Below are 18519 nucleotides of genomic sequence, written 5' to 3'. Positions count from 1 at the left end.
CCGCTTTTGTTTCCGAAGCGCGCGAAGCCGTCAAGCTGATGGCGTCGGGCAAGCTACGGTGCGACGGGATCGAAGGCGGAATCTCGCAAGGCAAGCCCCGCAGCCATGGTTGGCGTCCTTGCGCCGAGCGCGCTCGGGAGTCTGCTCGCCGTGTGTTGTGGGCCTCGTGTGGCGCCAATGCGTGGGCGAACAGTCATCAGCCGGCAAATTGGCATTGCTCAATGGGGCTGATGTCACGAAAATGTGATCGGGCGCCTATAGGGATCGACCGGTTACCCGTTCCAGCCACCTCAAGAGCCAGAGGACAGCCCATGACCCAACCTGAGATTCGCTTCCGTACCAGCCAGCTCGAGGAGAATGACGGCCCGCCCGTCAATCCTACCGACAACCGCACGATGGGCGAGATCATCGCCGCGCGCTTCTCGCGCCGCGACTTCCTCAGGGGTTCGCTGGCTGTCTCGGCCATCGCCGCCACCGTGAGCCCGCTGGCGCTCGTCGCGGCAGACGAGGCGCGCGCCGCCGAGGTCTCGGCCTTCAAATTCGACGAGCTCGAGGCCGGCATCGACGACAAGCACCACGTCGCGCCGGGCTACGATGCCGACGTGCTCTTGCGCTGGGGCGACCCGCTCTTTACCGATTCGCCGGAATTCGGCCCGGCAAAACAAACGGCCGGAGCCCAGGCAAGACAGTTCGGCTACAACAACGACTATATCGGTTATATCCCGATCGAGGGCTCGGCCGAGCATGGCCTGCTGGTCGTCAACCACGAATACACCAACCCGCATCTGATGTTCCCCGGCATCGTCAAGATCGTCGACAAGGACGGCAAGAAGGCCGCCGAAGTGGCGCCGCTCAGCAAGGAGCAGGTCGATGTCGAGATGGCGGCGCACGGCGGCAGCATCGTCGAGATCCGCAAGGAGGGCGGCAAATGGCAGGTGGTGCGTGACGGCAAGCTCAACCGCCGCATCATGTCCACCACCGAAATGGCGCTGTCCGGTCCGGTAGCCGGCCATGATCGCGTCAAGACCAATGCCGACCCGTCTGGCACCAAGGTCTTCGGCACCCTCAACAACTGTGCCGGCGGCGTCACGCCCTGGGGCACCTATGTGATGGCCGAGGAGAACATCCACGGCTATTTCTCGGGCGAGCTGCCGGAAGGCCACAAGGAGGCCGCCAACTACAAGCGTCTCGGCATTCCGGAGGGCGCCTATGAATGGGGCGCGCATTACGATCGCTTCAACCTCGCCAAGGAACCGAACGAGCCCAACCGCTTCGGCTGGGTCGTCGAGGTCGACGTCAACGACCCGAATTCGGTGCCGAGGAAGCGAACCGCCATGGGTCGCTTCAAGCATGAAGGCGCCGAATCGATCGTCACCAAGGATGGCCGCGTCGTCTTCTATCTCGGCGACGACGAGCGCTTCGACTATGTCTACAAATTCGTCACCAAAGGTACGTTCAATCCGAACGACCGCGCCGCCAACATGAACCTGCTCGACGAGGGCACGCTGCATGTTGCCAAATTCGCCGAGGACGGCTCGGTCGAATGGATGCCGATCGTGTTCGGCGAAGGTCCGCTGACGGCGGAAAACGGTTTCGCCAGCCAGGCCGACGTTCTGATCGAGACGCGTCGCGCCGCCGACCTGCTCGGCGCCACCAAGATGGATCGGCCGGAAGACATTCAGCCCAATGCCGGCAACGGCAAGGTCTATGTCATGCTGACCAACAATTCCAAGCGCAAGGCCGACCAGGTCGACGCCGCCAATCCGCGCGCGGCGAACGCCTTCGGCCACATCATCGAGATCGTCGAAGACGGCGGCGACTTCGCCGCCACCAAGGGCAAGTGGGAAGTGCTGCTGAAGTGCGGTGATCCTTCGGTGGCCGATGTCGGCGCCACCTTCTCGACTGCCACCACCGCCAATGGCTGGTTCGGCATGCCGGACAATTGTGCCGTCGACTCGGCCGGCCGCCTGTGGGTCGCGACCGACGGCCAGGGCCCGAAGGCCACCGGCCGTACCGACGGCCTGTGGGCGGTCGACACCGAGGGCGCGGCGCGGGCGACCTCAAAGCTGTTCTTCCGCGTGCCGATCGGCGCCGAGATGTGCGGCCCGCTATTCGCGCCGGATGACCAGACCGCCTTCGTCGCCGTCCAGCATCCGGGCGATGGCGGCGAGGACTGGGAAGCTTTTGGCCGCCCCTCATATTACGAGGATCCATCGACCCGGTGGCCGGACTTCAAGCCGGACATGCCGGTGCGTCCGGCGGTCGTTGCCATCACCAAGCAGGGCGGCGGCAAGATCGCGGTCTGATTGGCGACTCGCTTAAACAGGGGAAGGGTTGCGGTGATCCGCGACCCTCCTCACCTTGCGATTACTCCACGCCTCGGACCACGGCCATGTTCAGGGTGGTTCTCAACCGGAAGCCGATGGCCTCGTAGAGGCCGACGGCCGGAGCATTGCTGGCATAAGCGTGCAGGTATGGAACCTCGCCCCGCGCCATGATCCGGTTCGCCACGAACAGCGACAGCAGCTTGGCAAGGCCGCCGCCGCGGAAATCCGGATGCGTGCACACGCCGCTGAGCTCGGAGTAGCCGGGCTGCTTCATGCGCTCGCCGGCCATCGCCGCGAGCCTGCCGTCGATCTTCACGCCCCAGAACTCGCCGAGGCTCAAGGCTTCGAGCGTGAACGGGCCGGGCTTGGTGAGCGATGCCAGAGCGAGCATCTCGGCCGCATCGTCCGGCGTCAGTCGCTGCACGCGCTCGTCGGAGGCGGCCTCAACCGGCTGCTCGGCAACCATCTGCACCAAGGACGCGGTCGAAACCGCGGCAAGTTCCGAAGGCAGGGCGATCGGGTCCGTCTGAACCAGGATGGCGCTTTCAAGCGGCGGGAGCAGCTTGCCCAGGGCTTGTAGGCTTTCCGCATCGTCCGCAACGGTGGCGGCGAAGGGAACGATCGAAGGCCGGTACCGCCTGGCAAGGGTATCGCCTTCCGCAAAGGCCTGATGGCGCGTCGCCAATGCGCTCCAGATCGGACGGTCGAGAACATGTTTCATTGTGCGACGGCCTTGGGTGCGACTGCCTTGGCCTTGTCCGCCCGGCGGTCGAGCGGGGTCGCGGCCAGTCGATCCTCGATGGCAGCGAGCTGGCCAAGCAGCGGCCCGGAGAGGTCCGCGCACAATTCCGCGACCGCGCCCTCGATGCGCGGCCAGACGTCGTGCTTCGCGGCATCGACCAGCCGCTGGCCGTCCGCGGAAAGGGAAACGATCCGGCGCCGCTGGTCGTCATCCGATTGTGCGACCTCGACCAGGCCGAGCCCGGTGAGCAGCGACACGGCCCGCGTCACGCCCGGCTGCGCGATGCCGAGCGACTGCGCCAGTTCGCCGACCGGCAGCGGCCCCAGCCTGTCGAGCGCGGCGAGCAGCGGATACTGACTCGACTGGATCCGCACATCCAGGCGATCGAGCACGCGCTGCGTGTCGGCCTGCAACTGCTCGCCAATGCGCTTCAGCCTGCTGCCGAGGCAGAGAAAGCCGAGGGACCTCAGAACATCTTCCATCGTCGAACTGCCGGAACAAAATGGATAACATAATATATAACATTGCATGGAAATTGGCAATATGGTTTCACGATGCAGCCGGAGCGCCGGCTTTGGCCGGTAGACATTCCCTCTTCATTCGCCGCCGATAGCATCCTATATGGCGCTGGCGCGACATGACCGATCCGTCGCGCCAAGGCGACTGATTCGAGGCCCGTGGGCTCCGGGTCCTTCTTCATCGGCATGCGGACGCTTGATGCCATCCCTGCGCATCCATATCGACAGGTTTCTTGACGGCGCGGCGCCCAAGGTGCCGCGGCGCGAGCTGTCGCATCTCGAGCGCCTGGCGCTGGTGCGGCGCCATGGCGACTTCTCGCTCGCCTATTCCACCGCCGTGCAGCAAAAGCTGTCCTACTTCAGCGAAGGCGATGGCTACATCGCATTCGGCACCAAGATGAAGCACCATTTCGCGCTTGGCGATCCGGTCGTCGATCTGCCGGACCGGCCAGGCTACATCAAGCGCTTCGTCGAGGCCGCCGGCGGCCCCTGGTTCGTTCAGATAAGCGCCGCCACGGCAAAGGTGCTGGCCGGGCTCGGCTATCAGATCAATCGGCTGGGCGTCGACACAAGGTTGCAGCTGCCGGCGCATGATTTCTCCGGCAAGCGCAACGAGACCGTGCGCTATTCGGAGCGCTGGCTGGCAAAGAAGGGCTTCACCTTCGCCGAGGACAGGGCCAACATGCTGCTCGACGAGGTTTCGCGGCTGTCCGAGAATTGGCGCGGCGAGCGCATCGTCAAACGTTGGGAGATGGGCTTCCTGAACCGCCCTTTCGCCGACCATCTCGGCGCCGACATGCGCCGCTTCGTCCTTCACGGCCCGCAGGGTGAGCTCGTCGCCATCCTCGATTTCGATCCGCTGTTCAGCAATGGCGAGGTCATCGGCTATACCACCGCCTTCAAGCGCAAGCAGGTCGACGCCACGCCGCATGCCGAGATCGGCCTGACCAAATTCGCCGTCGATCGCTTTCGCGAGGAGGGCGTTTCGGTGGTCACGCTTGGCCTGTCGCCGCTGCTCGACGTCGAGCCGAGCGGCTTTGCCGAATCGAGCTTCTGGCGCAGCACCTTCCGGCGCGCCTACGAGTCGCCCTGGGTCAACCGCTCGCGCTTCAACCTGCAGGGCCAGGCCGCCTTCAAGCGCCGCTTCCACGGGCTGGAGGAGCCGACCTACATTGCCTTCCGCAAGGGAACGCTGATGGAGATGCTTGGACTGCTGCGGCTGATCAAGGCGATTTGAAGCAAGCCCTGTTCGTCAATTCCTCAGCCGATACCCGGTCCTGAAAATCCACGCCACGATTGCGATGCAGGCGGCCAAAAACACCAGCGTCATGCCGAGGCTGACGCCGACCGAGACGTCCGCTTTGCCGTAGAAACTCCAGCGGAACCCGCTGATCAGGTAGACGACCGGGTTGAACAGCGTGATCGTCTTCCACATGCCGGGCAGCATATGGATCGAATAGAAGCTGCCGCCCAGAAAGGTGAGCGGCGTGACGATCAGCAGCGGCACCAGCTGCAACTGCTCGAAGGTCTTGGCCCAGATGCCGATGATGAAGCCGAACAGGCTGAAGGTCACCGCCGTCAGCACCAGGAAGGCGATCATCCAGAACGGGTGCTCGATCCTGAGCGGCACGAACAGCGCCGCGGTCGCCAAGATGATCAGCCCGAGCATGATCGATTTGGTCGCCGCGCCTCCGACATAGGCGATGATGATCTCGAGATAGGAGACCGGCGCCGACAAGAGCTCGTAGATCGAGCCGACGAATTTCGGGAAATAGATCGCGAAGGAGGCGTTCGAGATCGACTGCGTCAAAAGCGAAAGCATCATCAGCCCCGGCACGATGAAAGCGCCGTAGCTGATGCCGTCGATCTCGGTGATGCGCGAGCCGATCGCCGAGCCGAAGACGACGAAATAGAGCGATGTCGAGATCACCGGCGAGACGATGCTTTGCAGCACCGTGCGGAACGCACGCGCCATCTCCATCCGGTAGATCGCCCACACTGCACGAAGGTTCATAGCCGCGTGGCGGTTCATGGCTCTTGCCTCAGCAGATTGACGAAGATCTCTTCGAGCGTGCTGTTCTTGGTGTCGAGGTCGTGAAACTGAATGCCTGCGGCCTCGAGATCGCGGATCAGCGAGGCGACGCCCGGCCGGTCGCTCTGGCTGTCATAGGTGTAGGTGAGTTCGTTGCCGTCCGCCGACAGCTCCAGCGCATAGCGCGACAGGCCCTCGGGCAACGCGCCGAGCGGCGCGCGCAGCTCCAGCGTCATCTGCTTGCGGCCGAGCTTGCGCATCAGCTCCGCCTTGCCTTCGACCAGGATGATCTCGCCGCGGTTTATGACGCCGACCCGGTCGGCCATCGCTTCGGCCTCCTCGATGTAATGCGTCGTCAGAATGATGGTGACGCCGTCCTCGCGCAGCCGCCTGACCATCGCCCACATGTCCTGGCGCAGCTCGACGTCGACGCCCGCCGTCGGCTCGTCGAGGAACAGCACGCGCGGTTCGTGCGACAGCGCCTTGGCAATCATCAGCCGGCGCTTCATGCCGCCCGATAGCGTGATGGCCTTGGCGTCCTTCTTGTCCCAAAGCGAGAGATCGCGCAGCACCTTCTCGACGAAAGCCTTGTCGGGCGCCTTGCCGAACAGGCCGCGGCTGTAGTTCACCGTCGCCCAGACCGTCTCGAAGGCGTCGATGGTGAGCTCCTGCGGCACCAGTCCGATCAGGCTGCGCGCCGCGCGGTAGTCCCTGCCAATATCATGACCGTCGACGGTGACGCTGCCCGACGAGCGGTTGACGATGCCGCAGACGATCGAGATCAGCGTCGTCTTGCCGGCGCCGTTTGGCCCGAGCAGCGCGAAGATCTCGCCGCGCTCGATGTCGAGGTTGATTTCCTTCAGCGCCTTGAAACCGGTGGCATAGGTTTTCGTGACGCCGGAGATGGAGATGATGGATGACATGCTGAAATATGGCCGGCTGGAAAACGTGACCTGATATAGGTCGGATGTCGTTTTATGCAAACCGGCAATCGACCGTGCTCCTGACAGTTCTCGACAGTCGCCGCCATTCGCGACGTCGAACGGCGCCGGCAAGCTGTCACGCGATGCGTGTGTCCATGACCGCCCGACGCTGCGACAACGCGCCTCGCGTGACGCCGCGCCGCTTTGACCGATGCGTGTTCGAAGCCTATCCTTCAAGCCTGAATTGCAGCCGGAGCCCAGCATGGACCCGCTCATCCTGTCGCGCATCCAGTTCGGCGCGAATATCTCGTTCCATATTCTGTTTCCGGCGATCACCATTGCACTTGGCTGGGTGCTTCTCTTCTTCAAGCTCCGCTACAACGCGACCGGCGACTCGGCCTGGATGCGCGCGTATTTCACCTGGGTGAAGGTGTTCGCGCTGTCCTTCGCCATGGGTGTGGTGTCGGGCGTCACCATGAGCTTCCAGTTCGGCACCAACTGGCCGGGCTATATGGAAACGGTCGGCAACATCGCCGGGCCGCTCCTTGCCTATGAGGTGCTGACCGCCTTCTTTCTCGAGGCGGCCTTCCTCGGCATCATGCTGTTCGGCTTCCGCCGCGTCTCCAACCGCATTCACACCCTGGCGACCGTGCTGGTGGCGGGCGGCACCACGGTTTCCGCCTTCTGGATCATCGCGCTGAACTCCTGGATGCAGACACCGGCCGGCTTCGAGATGATCGACGGCAAGGCGCATGCCCTCGACTGGTGGGCGGTCATCTTCAATCCGTCCATGCCCTACCGCCTGGTCCACATGCTGCTCGCCTCCGGGCTCACGGTCTCCTTCCTGATCGCCGGCTGCTCGGCGCTGCGCTACCTTTATGGCGACCGCTCGGAATCGATGTGGAAGGCGCTGCGCACCGGCGTCTTCGCCGCCGCCATCCTGATTCCGATCCAGATCTTTGCCGGCGACCAGCACGGCTTGAACACGCTCGAGCACCAGCCGCAGAAAATCGCCGCCATGGAAGCGAACTGGAACACCGGCGCCCACGTGCCGCTGGTGCTGTTCGCGCTGCCCGACGAGGCGGCCAAGGAAAACAGGTTTGAGCTCGCCATTCCCGACGGCGCCAGCCTGATCCTGCGCCACAGCACAAGCGGCGTCGTACCCGGCCTCAACGACTATCCGGGCAACCACCCGCCGGTCTTCCCGGTGTTCTGGGGTTTCCGCGTCATGGTCGGCACCGGCATCCTGATGCTCATCGTCTCCTGGTCGGCAGCCTTCTTCCTCAAGCGTCGCCGCAACCTGCCTAAGCCGCTGGCCCTGATCATGGTGCCGATGGCGCTCTCCGGCTGGCTGGCGACGCTGGCCGGCTGGTACACGACCGAGATCGGCCGCCAGCCCTGGCTGGTCACCGGGATATTGAAGACGGCCGATGCCGTCGGCCCGGTCGCCGGCAGCCATGTCGCGCTGACCCTGGCCGTCTATCTCATCCTCTATGTGCTGCTCTTGATCGCCTATCTCGGCGTGCTGGTGCATCTGGCGCTGAAGGCGGCCAAGGAAGGCGACACCTCGCCGTTGCCCGGCGTCATGAACGCCGCGATGTCGCAGCCGGCCGCCGGAGAGTGAACATGCAGGAGCAAGACAAGCGGTGCGGTCGGTTCGATGCGGGCCTTTCTTCTGAGGTCGGCGCTGCCCCTCGCGTAGCGGCCGGCACGGGTGCTTCAAACAGTATGGCCGTCTGTCGGACCAATCTCGGTTGGAGGAAAGAAAGATGACCTTCGACTGGCCCACCGCGCTTCCGCTGATCTTCGCCGGCCTGATGGGCCTCGCCATCCTGATCTACGTCATTCTCGACGGTTTCGACCTCGGCATCGGCATCCTGTTCGCAGGCGCCGAAGATGCCGAGCAGGACACGATGATCGCCGCGATCGGCCCGTTCTGGGACGCCAACGAGACCTGGCTGGTGCTGGCGGTCGGGCTCTTGCTGGTCGCCTTCCCGATGGCGCACGGCACCATCCTCACCGCGCTCTATATCCCGGTGTTCCTGCTGCTGGTCGGCTTGATCCTGCGCGGCGTTGCCTTCGATTTCCGCGCCAAGGTGCCGGCCGGCAAGAAGCACCGCTGGAACCGCATCTTTTTTCTCGGCTCCACCATGGCCTCGCTGGCGCAGGGCTATATGCTCGGCGTCTATGTGCTCGGCCTCGATGTCGGCATTGGCGGCATGGCCTTCGGCGCGCTGGTCGCGCTCTGCCTGTCGGCGGCCTACGCCGCCATGGGCTCGGCCTGGCTGATCTACAAGACCGAGGGCGACCTGCAAGGAAAGGCGGTGCGCTGGCTGCGCGTCACGCTGGTGCTGACGGCGCTCGGCATGGTCGCGGTCTCTTTGGCCACGCCCTTCGCCAGCCCGCGCATCTTCGACAGATGGTTCCTCTGGCCGGAGATCCTCTATCTGTCGCCGCTGCCGATCGTATCGGCGCTCTTGTTCCTGTGGCTGTGGCGGCAGACGTTTCATCTGCCCAAGCCCGACGACCGGCATGCGCTGCGGCCCTTCCTGACCCTGGCCGCCATCTTCGCGCTCGGTTTCGCCGGGCTCGCCTGGTCGTTCTATCCCTATGTCGTGCCCGACAAGCTGACGATCTGGCAGGCCGCCTCGGCGCCGGAGAGCCTGGCCTTCATCCTGGTCGGCACCGTCGTCGTGCTGCCGATCATCATTTTCTATTCGTTCTACGCCTATCGCGTGTTCGGGGGAAAGGCGACGGATCTGACCTATGATTGAGGAGAGGCGTTGGTGACGGCGTCTTTCTCCCCGTCACCATACGGGGAGAAATGCCCGGCAGGGCAATGAGGGGCAGCGCAAACCTGTCAAGCAGAGCGGCGGCCCGTTCCTGCAAATGCCGGCGCCGCCCCTCATCCGCCTGCCGGCACCTTCTCCCCGTATAGTGACGGGGAGAAGGCCTAAGATGGTCATCCTCAGCTCTTGCTACTTGCCAGCACCAGCACCGGCTTCTCGCTGTAGAGCGCGGGAAACAGCGCTTTCAAATTCTCGATCTTCGGCAGGTCGTTGTAGACGATATAGGGGTAGGTCGGGTTCAGCGTCAGGAAATCCTGATGGTAATCCTCGGCCGGATAGAAGGTCTTGCCGGTCTCCAGCGTCGTCACGATCGGCTTCGAAAATACCTTGGCGTTGTCGAGCTGGGCGATGTAGCTCTCGGCGATCTTCTTCTGCTCGTCATTCTCGGCGAAGATCGTCGAGCGGTACTGGGTGCCCTGGTCCGGCCCCTGGTAGTTGAGCTGCGTCGGGTTGTGCGCGACCGAGAAATAGACCTGCAGCAGCTGGCCATAGGTGACCTTCGACGGATCGTAGGTGATCTCGACCGATTCCGCATGGCCGGTGCGGCCGGTGCCGACAACCTCGTAGACGGCGTGCTCGGCGCTGCCGCCGGCGTAGCCGGAGACGGCCTTGCTGACGCCCTTGACGTGCTGGAACACGCCCTGCACGCCCCAGAAGCAGCCGCCGGCGAAGATCGCTTTCTCCGTGCCGCTGGCGGACTTTTCATCCAAAACCGGCGGCGGGATCACCACCGCGTCCTCGGCCGAACGCGCCGGCGTCTGCCAGAAGGCGGCCGCGGCCGCTGTCAGCACCAGCGCTGCAAGCGGGGCCAGCGAGCGCCGCGCCGCCTTTTTGTCGATGCCGTTCATGTCGGATCTCCTTGTTCGTTGTTCCACTATATACGAAGCAAGCCGCCGCTGGTTTCTCACTTTGCCGTGCGGCGGCTTATCGCCGACGGCGATTTTTGCCAAGAGACCGGGGCCGCTGACTTATTGCGCCGGCGCCATCGCGTCGGCAGGCTTCATCGCATCCGTCACGGGCTTCATCGCATCCGCCGGCTTCATGGCATCCGTGGCGGGTTTCATCGCCTGGGTCGCCATCGCATCGGGCTTCATTTTATCCGCGGGCTTCATCGCGTCGGTCGTGTCGTCGGCACGGGCGCCGGCAACGAACGCGGCAGCGGCAAGCGCGAAGGCCAGCGTCGGCAGCGTAAGGAATTTGGTCATGCTAGTTCTCCTTGGGTTGCGGCGCGCGGATGCGGGCCCTTGGTTAAGCGTTGCCGCCTGCCGCGGCCCCGCGCGAAAAGAAAAATCAGTTTGCCGCGGCGGCCAGGATCGGCCCGCCGGCCGGCGTCTGCACCAGCACTGCCGTGCTCAAGCCCCCGGGTGCCGCAGGCAGCGGCAGCGTCGTCGCCTCGCCGTTCCAGCGGCCGAGCCTCTGCAGCGAATGCACGACATTGGCATGCGGCAGCGTGCGTCCGGTGTTCTCGCCGCGCGCCACCGGCACCTCGACGACGCCGCGTGCGTAGCGCACCAGCCAGACATCGGCCGCCCCGCCGGGCGCTGTGCCGGCGCCGATGCTCACCTTGCCGTCGCCGAGCGAGAGCGCCGGACCCTTGGCGTACGGGGTTGTCGAGATCAGCCGCTCGATCTCGCCGGGCGCCGCACCGACGGCGTCGGCGCTGCCGTTCACCACCACCTGCGGCGTGAACGGCCCGTCATGGCCGAGCGGCGGCTCGTAGGCGACCTGGCGCGGGGTGAATTCCTGCCGGCCGAAAATGTCCTTCCAGCCGAGATAGTCCCAGTAGGTAACGTTGAAGGACAGCGCCAGCACGCCCGGCCGATCCTTGACCTTGATCAGATTGGCATTGGCCGGCGGGCAGGACGAGCAGCCCTGGCTGGTGAACAGCTCGACCACGGTAAGCGGCTCGGCGGAAGCGGCATCGAGCGTGGCGGCAAGCGCAGCAAATGTCGCGCCGGCAAGCAGGCCGATCCTTGTCTTCATTCCGGTCATGGGAAGCAGTCTCCGTAGCGGGGCAATGCTCCCATTTCGCCGCCGCGGAGGACTTCGTTACAGCTTCACCGGTTTGTGATTGAGAGGCGCCTTCCCCTTCTCCCCTTGTGGGAGAAGGTGGATCGGCGCGCAGCGCCGAGACGGATGAGGGGCGCTCCAGCGGAGTGAGACGCTCGCGAGCGCGTCTGCTAGATTCTTGTCTAGACTTAAGGCGCCGCCAAGCTGGAGCACCCCTCATCCGTCGCCTTCGGCGACACCTTCTCCCACAAGGGGAGAAGGGAGGGCGCTACTGCGTCAGCACGGTCTCGGACGGCCGCTGGTTGAAGGCGCATTTGCCGGTCACATTGTAGAAGAAATCGGCATTGGAAACCGGCGCCGGCACAGGGTTGCCGCCGTCTTCCCAGGCCTGGTAGCCGGTCTGGCCGCAGGGCACCGAGGTGAAGATGTCGACTTTCTGGCCGGTCGCGACCTCGGGCATATCGGTGGCGCTGGTGCCGATATAGAGCCGGTTCGAGGTGTTGGGATCGTTCGACTTCAGCACCTTCGGGTTGCCCGAGGGCACGTCCATTTGCAGATAGAGCTGGTCCATCTGGCTGACATCGATCACCGCGCCGGCGCCGTTGGCCGGATAGAAGGTATCGGCGCAGGTCGTGACGTACTTGTTGCTGCCGCTGGTCTGGGTGATCGCCCCGCTCGGCAGATTGTTGAAATTGTCGACCGTCGAGGTCGTGCAGACCTGTTTCTGCACCACGGTCTTCCTCGACCCGTTGATGGTGCTCACCGTGGTTGTGCCGTAGCCCTTCGGGTCGCCATAGCCGTTGTAGTTATAGCTGATCGTCATCAGCGGCTTGGCCTTGGTCTGGCCGAACTGGGTGCCGTAGAGCGTCATCGTCTTGTTCCAGTAGCCCGACACCTTCGTCACCTTGAAAGTGGACTGCACCAGCGCCGGCATCTTGCGCACCGAGGAGCCGACGCCGACATCGACCGAATTGATCCTGGCGATCTGCATGAAACTGGTTGGCATCGGATAGGCCGCCGTGGCGCTGAACGTCGCCGTGCCGTCGGCGGCGACGTTGACGGCGGTGAGCGTCGCGTCGCCCAGCCCGCTATTGGCGACATAGGCCTGCTGCAGCAGCGTCTGGCGATCGGCCTTGGAGGTCGTGGTCGGCAGCGTGGTGATCGACAGGATCGCGGCATCCAGCGCCTGCTGCATGTTGCTCCTGGTCGTCACCGCCGAGGTGTAGTCGACGGAAAAGCCGACCGCGAGCAGCAGCGGGATCGCCAACAGTGCCATCATCGGCAGCATCGAGCCGCCTTGCGATCGAACGAAATCTCTTGCCGACGAGAACATGCCCCAACCCCATACACACCGGCAATGCAACCTGCCTGCCACCAGAGGTGGAGATATGCCCAAAATGAGTGCATGAAAGTTTAAGTGGATTTGAATTTTTGCGCGGAGGCGCCCTAGCCTTCAAACGCTTGCGCTGCCCCTCACCTGCCTGCCGGCATCCTCTCCCCGTACGGTAACGGGGAGAGGGGCGCCCCCATCGACGATTTCGCCAATTTGGAACGCTGCAAGAAAGGTACCGAGGCGGCGGCCAGTCCCTTCTCCCCGTCACTTACGGGGAGAAGTGCCCGGCAGGGCGATGAGGGGCAGCGCCGGCCTCCGATCATTGGCCGTGTTCAGACATTGGCGAGCGTGTTTGCCTGCTCTGCTCCGATCTCCCCGGGGCCACCGCTTGCCCCTTAAACCCGCCCCTGCTAAAGCGCGCCGCATGACGACGCCCCTCGACCACATCCGCAATTTCTCCATCGTCGCCCATATCGACCATGGCAAATCCACGCTTGCCGACCGGCTGATCCAGCTCACCGGCGCGCTGGAGGAGCGCGACATGAAGGAGCAGGTGCTGGACTCGATGGACATCGAGCGCGAGCGCGGCATCACCATCAAGGCCCAGACCGTTCGGCTCAACTACCGCGCCAAAAACGGCGAGGACTACGTGTTGAACCTCATCGACACGCCCGGCCATGTCGACTTCGCCTATGAAGTGTCGCGCTCTTTGGCCGCCTGCGAGGGCTCGCTGCTGGTGGTCGACGCCTCGCAAGGGGTCGAGGCGCAGACCTTGGCCAATGTCTACCAGGCGATCGACAACAACCACGAGATCGTCGTGGTGCTGAACAAGGTCGACCTGCCGGCGGCCGAGCCCGAGCGCATCCGCGAGCAGGTCGAGGAGGTGATCGGCCTCGACGCCTCCAACGCGGTGCTGATCTCGGCCAAGACCGGCCTGGGCGTGCCGGACGTGCTGGAGGCGATCGTCCACCAGCTGCCGCCGCCGCGCGAGGGCGACATTGCGGCACCCCTGAAAGCCATGCTGGTCGACAGCTGGTACGACGCCTATCTCGGCGTCATCGTGCTGGTCCGCATCATCGACGGCGTGATGAAGAAGGGCCAGACCATCCGCATGATGGGCACCGGCGCAAAGTATCTCGTCGAGCGCACCGGCGTCTTCAAGCCGGCCCGCGTCAATGTCGACGAGCTCGGCCCCGGCGAGTTCGGCTTCTTCACCGGCTCGATCAAGGAAGTGGCCGACACCCGCGTCGGCGACACCATCACCGAGGACCGCCGCCCGACGCAAAAGGCGCTGCCCGGCTTCAAGCCGGCGCAGCCGGTGGTGTTCTGCGGCCTGTTCCCTGTCGACGCCGCCGATTTCGAGGATCTGCGCGCCGCCGTCGGCAAGCTGCGCCTCAACGACGCTTCCTTCTCCTATGAAATGGAGACCTCCGCCGCGCTCGGCTTCGGCTTCCGCTGCGGCTTCCTCGGCCTGTTGCATCTGGAGATCATCCAGGAGCGGCTGGAGCGCGAGTTCAACCTCGACCTCATCGCCACAGCACCAAGCGTCGTCTACCGCATGAACCTCATCGACGGCACGACCAAGGAACTGCACAACCCGGCCGACATGCCCGATGTGGTCAAGATCGCCTCGATCGAGGAGCCGTGGATCCGTGCCACGATCCTCACCCCGGACGACTATCTCGGCGGCATCCTGAAACTCTGCCAGGACAGGCGCGGCATTCAGGCCGACCTCTCCTATGTCGGCAAGCGCGCCATGCTGACCTACGATTTGCCGCTCAACGAGGTCGTGTTCGACTTCTACGACCGGCTGAAGTCGATCTCCAAGGGCTACGCCTCCTTCGACTATCACCTGACCAACTATCGCGAGGGCGATCTGGTGAAGATGTCGATCCTGGTCAATGACGAGCCGGTCGACGCTTTGTCCATGCTGGTGCACCGCTCGGCGGCGGAAAAGCGCGGCCGCGCCATGTGCGAGAAGCTGAAGGAACTGATCCCGCAGCACTTGTTCAAGATCCCGATCCAGGCCGCGATCGGCGGCCGGATCATCGCCCGGGAGACCGTCTCGGCGCTCAGGAAGGACGTCACCGCCAAATGCTATGGCGGCGACGTGACCCGCAAGCGCAAGCTGCTCGACAAGCAGAAAGAGGGCAAGAAGCGGATGCGGCAGTTTGGGAAAGTGGATATCCCGCAGGAGGCGTTTATCCAGGCGCTGAAGATGGGGGATTGAGGGGACGGTTGGCGCGCACAGCGCGCCAAGCCATCGATCCAGTGAATCGATGGCAGGCTTCGAAAGCGGGGGAGCTGCCGGCAGGCAGCGGGCCCCCCGCCAGCGCGGCGCCGAAGCTGCGCGGTGGAGGCTACTCCCGTGGTGGTGCGGTAGGCGAAGGCCCTCCACATTCGCAGCAATTTCTCGATGCCGTCGACATTTGCGAATATCAGCCAACCTAGCCAAGCAGCCACTATACCGCCGGCCAGGCCAATAGAGCGCGCTGCATAAAGCAATTTGGGCTGCGCTCTTGCTAGAGCAAGCAGCAAACGGCCGCGGAACGCTCTTTCCATTTGCTGTAAATACTGTAATAAGCGGACCAAGCACGTGTCGTGCTAGTTGAGCCGCGAAGCTTCACCATGCAGTTGATGTCGCAAGCATCGTCGCCCCTCGCAAACGCCGTCTCCCTAGGGAGACCCTGACTTAGCGCGGCCCAACCCCGCAAGGGTTTAGAAGATGGAAGATGCAATAAGACGAGCAATCGAATTTCAATCAAAGAAGTTACTAAAGAAAGAAGAGCGAAGTCGCTTTGCGGATAGAAAGTATCAGCGAAAGCATAAGCTGAGAACTGGAACTCCGGGGCAAACAGGGGTATACCGCGAGCCACGTATCTGGGGCGTGGCTCCGCATTTCGATCCCAAATATTGCTTGGCTCATTCAAAATTTCTGGCTCGTGTTATCTGGCTGAAGATTCGAGAGCGGGCATATAAGCCGCAACCAGCTGTTAGATATAAGATTGCTAAGGAGTCCGGTGGGTTCCGCGAGATAATGGTTTTCGCGATTCCAGATGCAGCCATAGCAAACATTTTCTACAGGAAGCTTCGGGACAAAAATAGAAATCTGTTTTCGCCATTTAGCTATGCATATATGAAAGAGCGAGGGCTTTTTGATGCAGTTATTCAGTTGAATTCCTATCTAATTGGGTCGACAAAATATGTCATTCAGTTTGATTTTGCTAAATATTTTGATAGCATAGATCATAAATATATAGAGCATCTATTCAATGTGTTGAATTTTTAACATATCAGATACCGAGAAATACGTACTTAGGGAATTTTTGCGACACCCCATCCATGACGCGAAACACTACGCGGCTGGTCCACCGGAAGTTCGACAGATTGGTGTCCCGCAAGGCTCCTCATTGTCTCTTTTTCTCGCGAATCTAGCAGGCCACGAGCTGGATAGGCGCCTTGAGGCAACCAATGGCCAGTTTGTAAGATTTGCTGACGACATCGTTGCGGTTACCAACAACCACGATGACGCACTCAAAATCCTAAAGGCCTTTGAGGACCATTGTAGATATTCCGGTATCAAAATTAATCACCAAAAGTCTCCGGGAATCTCGCTACTGTCGTCGGACATACGTTCCGAGCGCAGATCGTTTTTTGTGAACGACGGCGATGGCGATGACATCATGATCATCGGGGATTTCGATTACATCGGGCACAAGTTTTCAAATAATAAAGTCGAAATCTCGACGAGAGGGTTCAAGAGAACAAAAAGACGAATAAGCAGAATTATATACATCCACTTGTTATACAGCTTAAAGTCGCTCGGCACGATAGACATATCGCGTGTCGTAGGGAAGCATTTTGACTGGGATCTAGTGACATGTGTCAATGAGATTCGTAAGTTCATATACGGAGGGATTACTCAAAGCGAGCTTGCTGGATTCGTTGGCGGTAATAGCAAGTTAGGAAAAATGCGGGGGTTCATAGGTTTTTGTCCGCTTATGGATTCAATCGAGCGGTTCCAGGAACTTGATGGTTGGCTTGTTAATGTTATGAGAAGGGCTCTTTCCGAGAGATATAGGTTGATTGACGCCTTGCTGAAGAAGTCCGGCAAAGGTCCGCTTTCGAAGAAGGTCCCAAGTCATGGGTCGTTGATCTCGGGCGATTGGTACGATGGCCCATCAAAGTTGGAGCTGGAACTCGGACTGCCAAGCTTTGTAATGGCTTGGAGGGCAGCGAGAAAAAAGTACAAGCAATATGGCCTGGATGATTTTGAAAGCCCGAAATACTACTCTCATGCCTCGGACTTTCCTGCTGTTCTAGATCACTATGACGCCTGACGACAAAGGTCGTCAGGCGAGAACGCGGTAGCCAACTGCACGGTGCGACACCACCCTCTGTCGGGCTCACTCCGCGTCACGTCCGCCATCAAACATGACCTTCCAGATCGCCCCCATTCGGTCACACAATCAACGTGCCGACGGATGCCCAGCGCTCTCCGCTTTGATGCCATCCTGCGCTCCTCGTTGGAAGGCCACATTGAAAACCCCCCACATCAGCGTATCCTCTCCCCCGGCTCGGGGAGACATCGCATGCGCTCCACCTTGGACACCATCGCCGCGATCGGCCTCGCCGTCGGCGGCGCGCTGGGCTTGGCGGGCACCTTCGTTGCCAGCGACGCGCTGCGCGAGACGCTGTGGACCATCGATGGCGTGGGGGTCGTCGTCGCGGCGGCGCTGCTCACCATGAAATACCAGCGGCTCGGCAATGATCTCGTCGCGGCCGGCTTCCTCACCTACCTCGCCGGCGAAAGCCTGCTTCTGGCCGGCAATGCGGCGGGCCTTGAGGCCAGCGTGCCTTCCTATGTCGGCGGCATTTGCCTCTGGGCGGCGGGGCTGGTCATGGTCAGCGCGCCAAAAACCTTCGCGCTGTGGATGCGACTCACCGCTTTCGTCGCGGCCCTGCTCTTCGTCGTCTCGGCGGCGATGATCCTGTGGGGCGCGCCGCTTTTGCCCACATCGGCGCCGCTGCCCGCCGCCGGCTATCCGTTCCTGGTCCTCACCTTCGTCGGCTGGATCTGGACGCTGCTGAAACCGGAACGGTGAGCGGGCGAAAATGGCCGCGCCGCTCGAAATCCGCAACAGCGCCTCCGGCAAGATCCTGCCCGCCGTCGGGCCGTTCCTGATCGGCGGCATTTTTGGCTTCGGCGCCCTGCAGGGCGTCGCCTCGGGGACGTCCGGCGGTCATGTGCTGTGGATCGGGCTGCTCGGCGTCGCCTTCCTGGCGCTCGGCGTCTTCATTTCGCGCGGCGCCTTCGACAATTCGGTCAAGGTCACGCTTGATCAGCGCGGTTTTCGCGATGCTCGCGCCGGCGACGTGCTGGTGCCGTGGAACAAGGTGCGGAGCGTCCGCCTCGCCTCGGGCGGCAAGGGTGCGGCGATGCTCAATTTCGAACTCACCGAGGAGCCGCCCGACGCGATCAAATACGCCGCCGCCAATGCCTTCGGCCTGATGCACTTCGGCAAGACCACCGTGCACATGGAGATCTCCTCGCTGGATGCGAGGGGGCAGGACCTGGTGGATGCGGTGAAGACATTCGCGCCGCATGTGGTGGTGAGGCGCTGATCTCCCCCCTTGAGGGGGAGATGTCGCCGCAGGCGACAGAGGGGGTCGCCGCGCGTGGAGTGCCGGCGCCGTGCGGCACGAGATGAGGTCGGCGTTCTACGCGCAAGGACCCCCTCTGGCCTGCCGGCCATCTCCCCCCTCGAGGGCAGGGGAATCGCAG

At 62.7% G+C, this 18519-nt stretch carries 17 protein-coding genes; 9 read left to right on the top strand and 8 right to left on the bottom strand.

All coding sequences use genetic code 11. The features are described 5' to 3' along the window. The first annotated feature begins 311 nt into the window (after positions 1–311). Entirely contained in the window at positions 312–2306 is a 1995-nt protein-coding gene (locus tag A9K66_RS10690; protein WP_067323409.1) for a PhoX family phosphatase, read from the top strand. 61 nt (positions 2307–2367) lie between these two features. On the opposite strand, the gene A9K66_RS10685 is transcribed toward A9K66_RS10690, so the two are convergent. Then, positions 2368–3048, bottom strand: coding sequence for a GNAT family N-acetyltransferase (locus tag A9K66_RS10685; protein ID WP_067323405.1), 681 nt, complete (start codon positions 3046–3048; stop codon positions 2368–2370). Next, entirely contained in the window at positions 3045–3551 is a 507-nt protein-coding gene (locus A9K66_RS10680) for a MarR family transcriptional regulator (protein ID WP_067323402.1), read from the bottom strand. The genes A9K66_RS10685 and A9K66_RS10680 overlap by 4 nt, the downstream gene beginning before the upstream one ends. Before the next feature lie 235 nt (positions 3552–3786). On the opposite strand from A9K66_RS10680, the gene A9K66_RS10675 reads away from it, so the two are divergent. Then, positions 3787–4824, top strand: coding sequence for a phosphatidylglycerol lysyltransferase domain-containing protein (locus A9K66_RS10675; protein WP_067323399.1), 1038 nt, complete (start codon positions 3787–3789; stop codon positions 4822–4824). A gap of 15 nt (positions 4825–4839) precedes the next feature. Here the strand turns inward: A9K66_RS10675 and A9K66_RS10670 are convergent, their stop codons facing one another. Both A9K66_RS10670 and A9K66_RS10665 read right to left on the bottom strand, forming a co-directional pair. After that, complete coding sequence (locus A9K66_RS10670) at positions 4840–5601, bottom strand: ABC transporter permease (protein ID WP_067324602.1); 762 nt, start codon at positions 5599–5601, stop codon at positions 4840–4842. A gap of 14 nt (positions 5602–5615) precedes the next feature. After that, positions 5616–6542 carry an ABC transporter ATP-binding protein gene (locus A9K66_RS10665; protein WP_067323396.1) on the bottom strand — a complete coding sequence of 309 codons (927 nt, stop codon included), beginning with the start codon at positions 6540–6542 and terminating at the stop codon, positions 5616–5618. A gap of 262 nt (positions 6543–6804) precedes the next feature. Here A9K66_RS10665 and A9K66_RS10660 point away from each other — a divergent pair, with 262 nt between their 5' ends. Together A9K66_RS10660 and A9K66_RS10655 are read left to right on the top strand one after the other, a co-directional pair. Next, positions 6805–8166, top strand: coding sequence for a cytochrome ubiquinol oxidase subunit I (locus tag A9K66_RS10660; protein WP_067323393.1), 1362 nt, complete (start codon positions 6805–6807; stop codon positions 8164–8166). A 145-nt stretch (positions 8167–8311) separates the two neighbouring features. Continuing rightward, positions 8312–9316, top strand: coding sequence for a cytochrome d ubiquinol oxidase subunit II (locus tag A9K66_RS10655; protein ID WP_067323390.1), 1005 nt, complete (start codon positions 8312–8314; stop codon positions 9314–9316). Between the two features lie 194 nt (positions 9317–9510). Here A9K66_RS10655 and msrA read toward each other — a convergent pair whose 3' ends face one another. The 4 genes from msrA to A9K66_RS10635 form a co-directional block, all read right to left on the bottom strand. Beyond that, a complete protein-coding gene (msrA, locus tag A9K66_RS10650) occupies positions 9511–10239 on the bottom strand; it encodes a peptide-methionine (S)-S-oxide reductase MsrA (RefSeq protein WP_067323387.1) in 729 nt (242 codons plus the stop codon). 120 nt (positions 10240–10359) lie between these two features. Then, positions 10360–10596: a hypothetical protein gene (locus A9K66_RS10645; protein WP_067323384.1), complete on the bottom strand. Its 237-nt coding sequence runs from the start codon at positions 10594–10596 to the stop codon at positions 10360–10362. An 85-nt stretch (positions 10597–10681) separates the two neighbouring features. After that, positions 10682–11383 (bottom strand): DUF1223 domain-containing protein, encoded by a 702-nt coding sequence (locus A9K66_RS10640; RefSeq protein ID WP_067323380.1) that lies wholly within the window; start codon positions 11381–11383, stop codon positions 10682–10684. 286 nt (positions 11384–11669) lie between these two features. Then, positions 11670–12734, bottom strand: coding sequence for a pilus assembly protein TadG-related protein (locus A9K66_RS10635; protein WP_067323377.1), 1065 nt, complete (start codon positions 12732–12734; stop codon positions 11670–11672). A gap of 424 nt (positions 12735–13158) precedes the next feature. Here A9K66_RS10635 and lepA point away from each other — a divergent pair, with 424 nt between their 5' ends. From lepA to A9K66_RS10615, 5 genes are all read left to right on the top strand, one after another. Further along, a complete protein-coding gene (gene lepA / locus A9K66_RS10630; RefSeq protein WP_067323374.1) occupies positions 13159–14964 on the top strand; it encodes a translation elongation factor 4 in 1806 nt (601 codons plus the stop codon). Positions 14965–15459: 495 nt separating this feature from the next. Further along, on the top strand, positions 15460–16023 hold the full coding sequence (locus A9K66_RS31480) for a reverse transcriptase domain-containing protein (protein ID WP_082953819.1): 564 nt from the start codon (positions 15460–15462) through the stop codon (positions 16021–16023). Positions 16024–16060: 37 nt separating this feature from the next. After that, entirely contained in the window at positions 16061–17074 is a 1014-nt protein-coding gene (locus A9K66_RS10625) for a reverse transcriptase domain-containing protein (RefSeq protein WP_280944346.1), read from the top strand. Between the two features lie 252 nt (positions 17075–17326). Next, positions 17327–17839 carry a hypothetical protein gene (locus A9K66_RS30740; RefSeq protein ID WP_067323369.1) on the top strand — a complete coding sequence of 171 codons (513 nt, stop codon included), beginning with the start codon at positions 17327–17329 and terminating at the stop codon, positions 17837–17839. 10 nt (positions 17840–17849) lie between these two features. Then, positions 17850–18359, top strand: coding sequence for a hypothetical protein (locus A9K66_RS10615; RefSeq protein ID WP_067323367.1), 510 nt, complete (start codon positions 17850–17852; stop codon positions 18357–18359). Positions 18360–18519 lie beyond the last annotated feature (160 nt).

The sequence above is a fragment of the Mesorhizobium sp. AA23 genome, from assembly GCF_001672435.1.
Classification (GTDB): domain Bacteria; phylum Pseudomonadota; class Alphaproteobacteria; order Rhizobiales; family Rhizobiaceae; genus Mesorhizobium.
This window is presented reverse-complemented; position numbering and strand designations above follow the sequence as displayed.

Bases quoted from the DNA above. Each gene is read 5' to 3' on its own strand.
- A9K66_RS10690 (WP_067323409.1), top strand. From the start codon at position 312: ATGACCCAACCTGAGATTCGCTTCCGTACCAGCCAGCTCGAGGAGAAT.
- A9K66_RS10685 (WP_067323405.1), bottom strand. From the start codon at position 3,048: ATGAAACATGTTCTCGACCGTCCGATCTGGAGCGCATTGGCGACGCGC.
- A9K66_RS10680 (WP_067323402.1), bottom strand. From the start codon at position 3,551: ATGGAAGATGTTCTGAGGTCCCTCGGCTTTCTCTGCCTCGGCAGCAGG.
- A9K66_RS10675 (WP_067323399.1), top strand. From the start codon at position 3,787: ATGCCATCCCTGCGCATCCATATCGACAGGTTTCTTGACGGCGCGGCG.
- A9K66_RS10670 (WP_067324602.1), bottom strand. From the start codon at position 5,601: ATGAACCTTCGTGCAGTGTGGGCGATCTACCGGATGGAGATGGCGCGT.
- A9K66_RS10665 (WP_067323396.1), bottom strand. From the start codon at position 6,542: ATGTCATCCATCATCTCCATCTCCGGCGTCACGAAAACCTATGCCACC.
- A9K66_RS10660 (WP_067323393.1), top strand. From the start codon at position 6,805: ATGGACCCGCTCATCCTGTCGCGCATCCAGTTCGGCGCGAATATCTCG.
- A9K66_RS10655 (WP_067323390.1), top strand. From the start codon at position 8,312: ATGACCTTCGACTGGCCCACCGCGCTTCCGCTGATCTTCGCCGGCCTG.
- msrA (WP_067323387.1), bottom strand. From the start codon at position 10,239: ATGAACGGCATCGACAAAAAGGCGGCGCGGCGCTCGCTGGCCCCGCTT.
- A9K66_RS10645 (WP_067323384.1), bottom strand. From the start codon at position 10,596: ATGACCAAATTCCTTACGCTGCCGACGCTGGCCTTCGCGCTTGCCGCT.
- A9K66_RS10640 (WP_067323380.1), bottom strand. From the start codon at position 11,383: ATGACCGGAATGAAGACAAGGATCGGCCTGCTTGCCGGCGCGACATTT.
- A9K66_RS10635 (WP_067323377.1), bottom strand. From the start codon at position 12,734: ATGTTCTCGTCGGCAAGAGATTTCGTTCGATCGCAAGGCGGCTCGATG.
- lepA (WP_067323374.1), top strand. From the start codon at position 13,159: ATGACGACGCCCCTCGACCACATCCGCAATTTCTCCATCGTCGCCCAT.
- A9K66_RS31480 (WP_082953819.1), top strand. From the start codon at position 15,460: ATGGAAGATGCAATAAGACGAGCAATCGAATTTCAATCAAAGAAGTTA.
- A9K66_RS30740 (WP_067323369.1), top strand. From the start codon at position 17,327: ATGCGCTCCACCTTGGACACCATCGCCGCGATCGGCCTCGCCGTCGGC.
- A9K66_RS10615 (WP_067323367.1), top strand. From the start codon at position 17,850: ATGGCCGCGCCGCTCGAAATCCGCAACAGCGCCTCCGGCAAGATCCTG.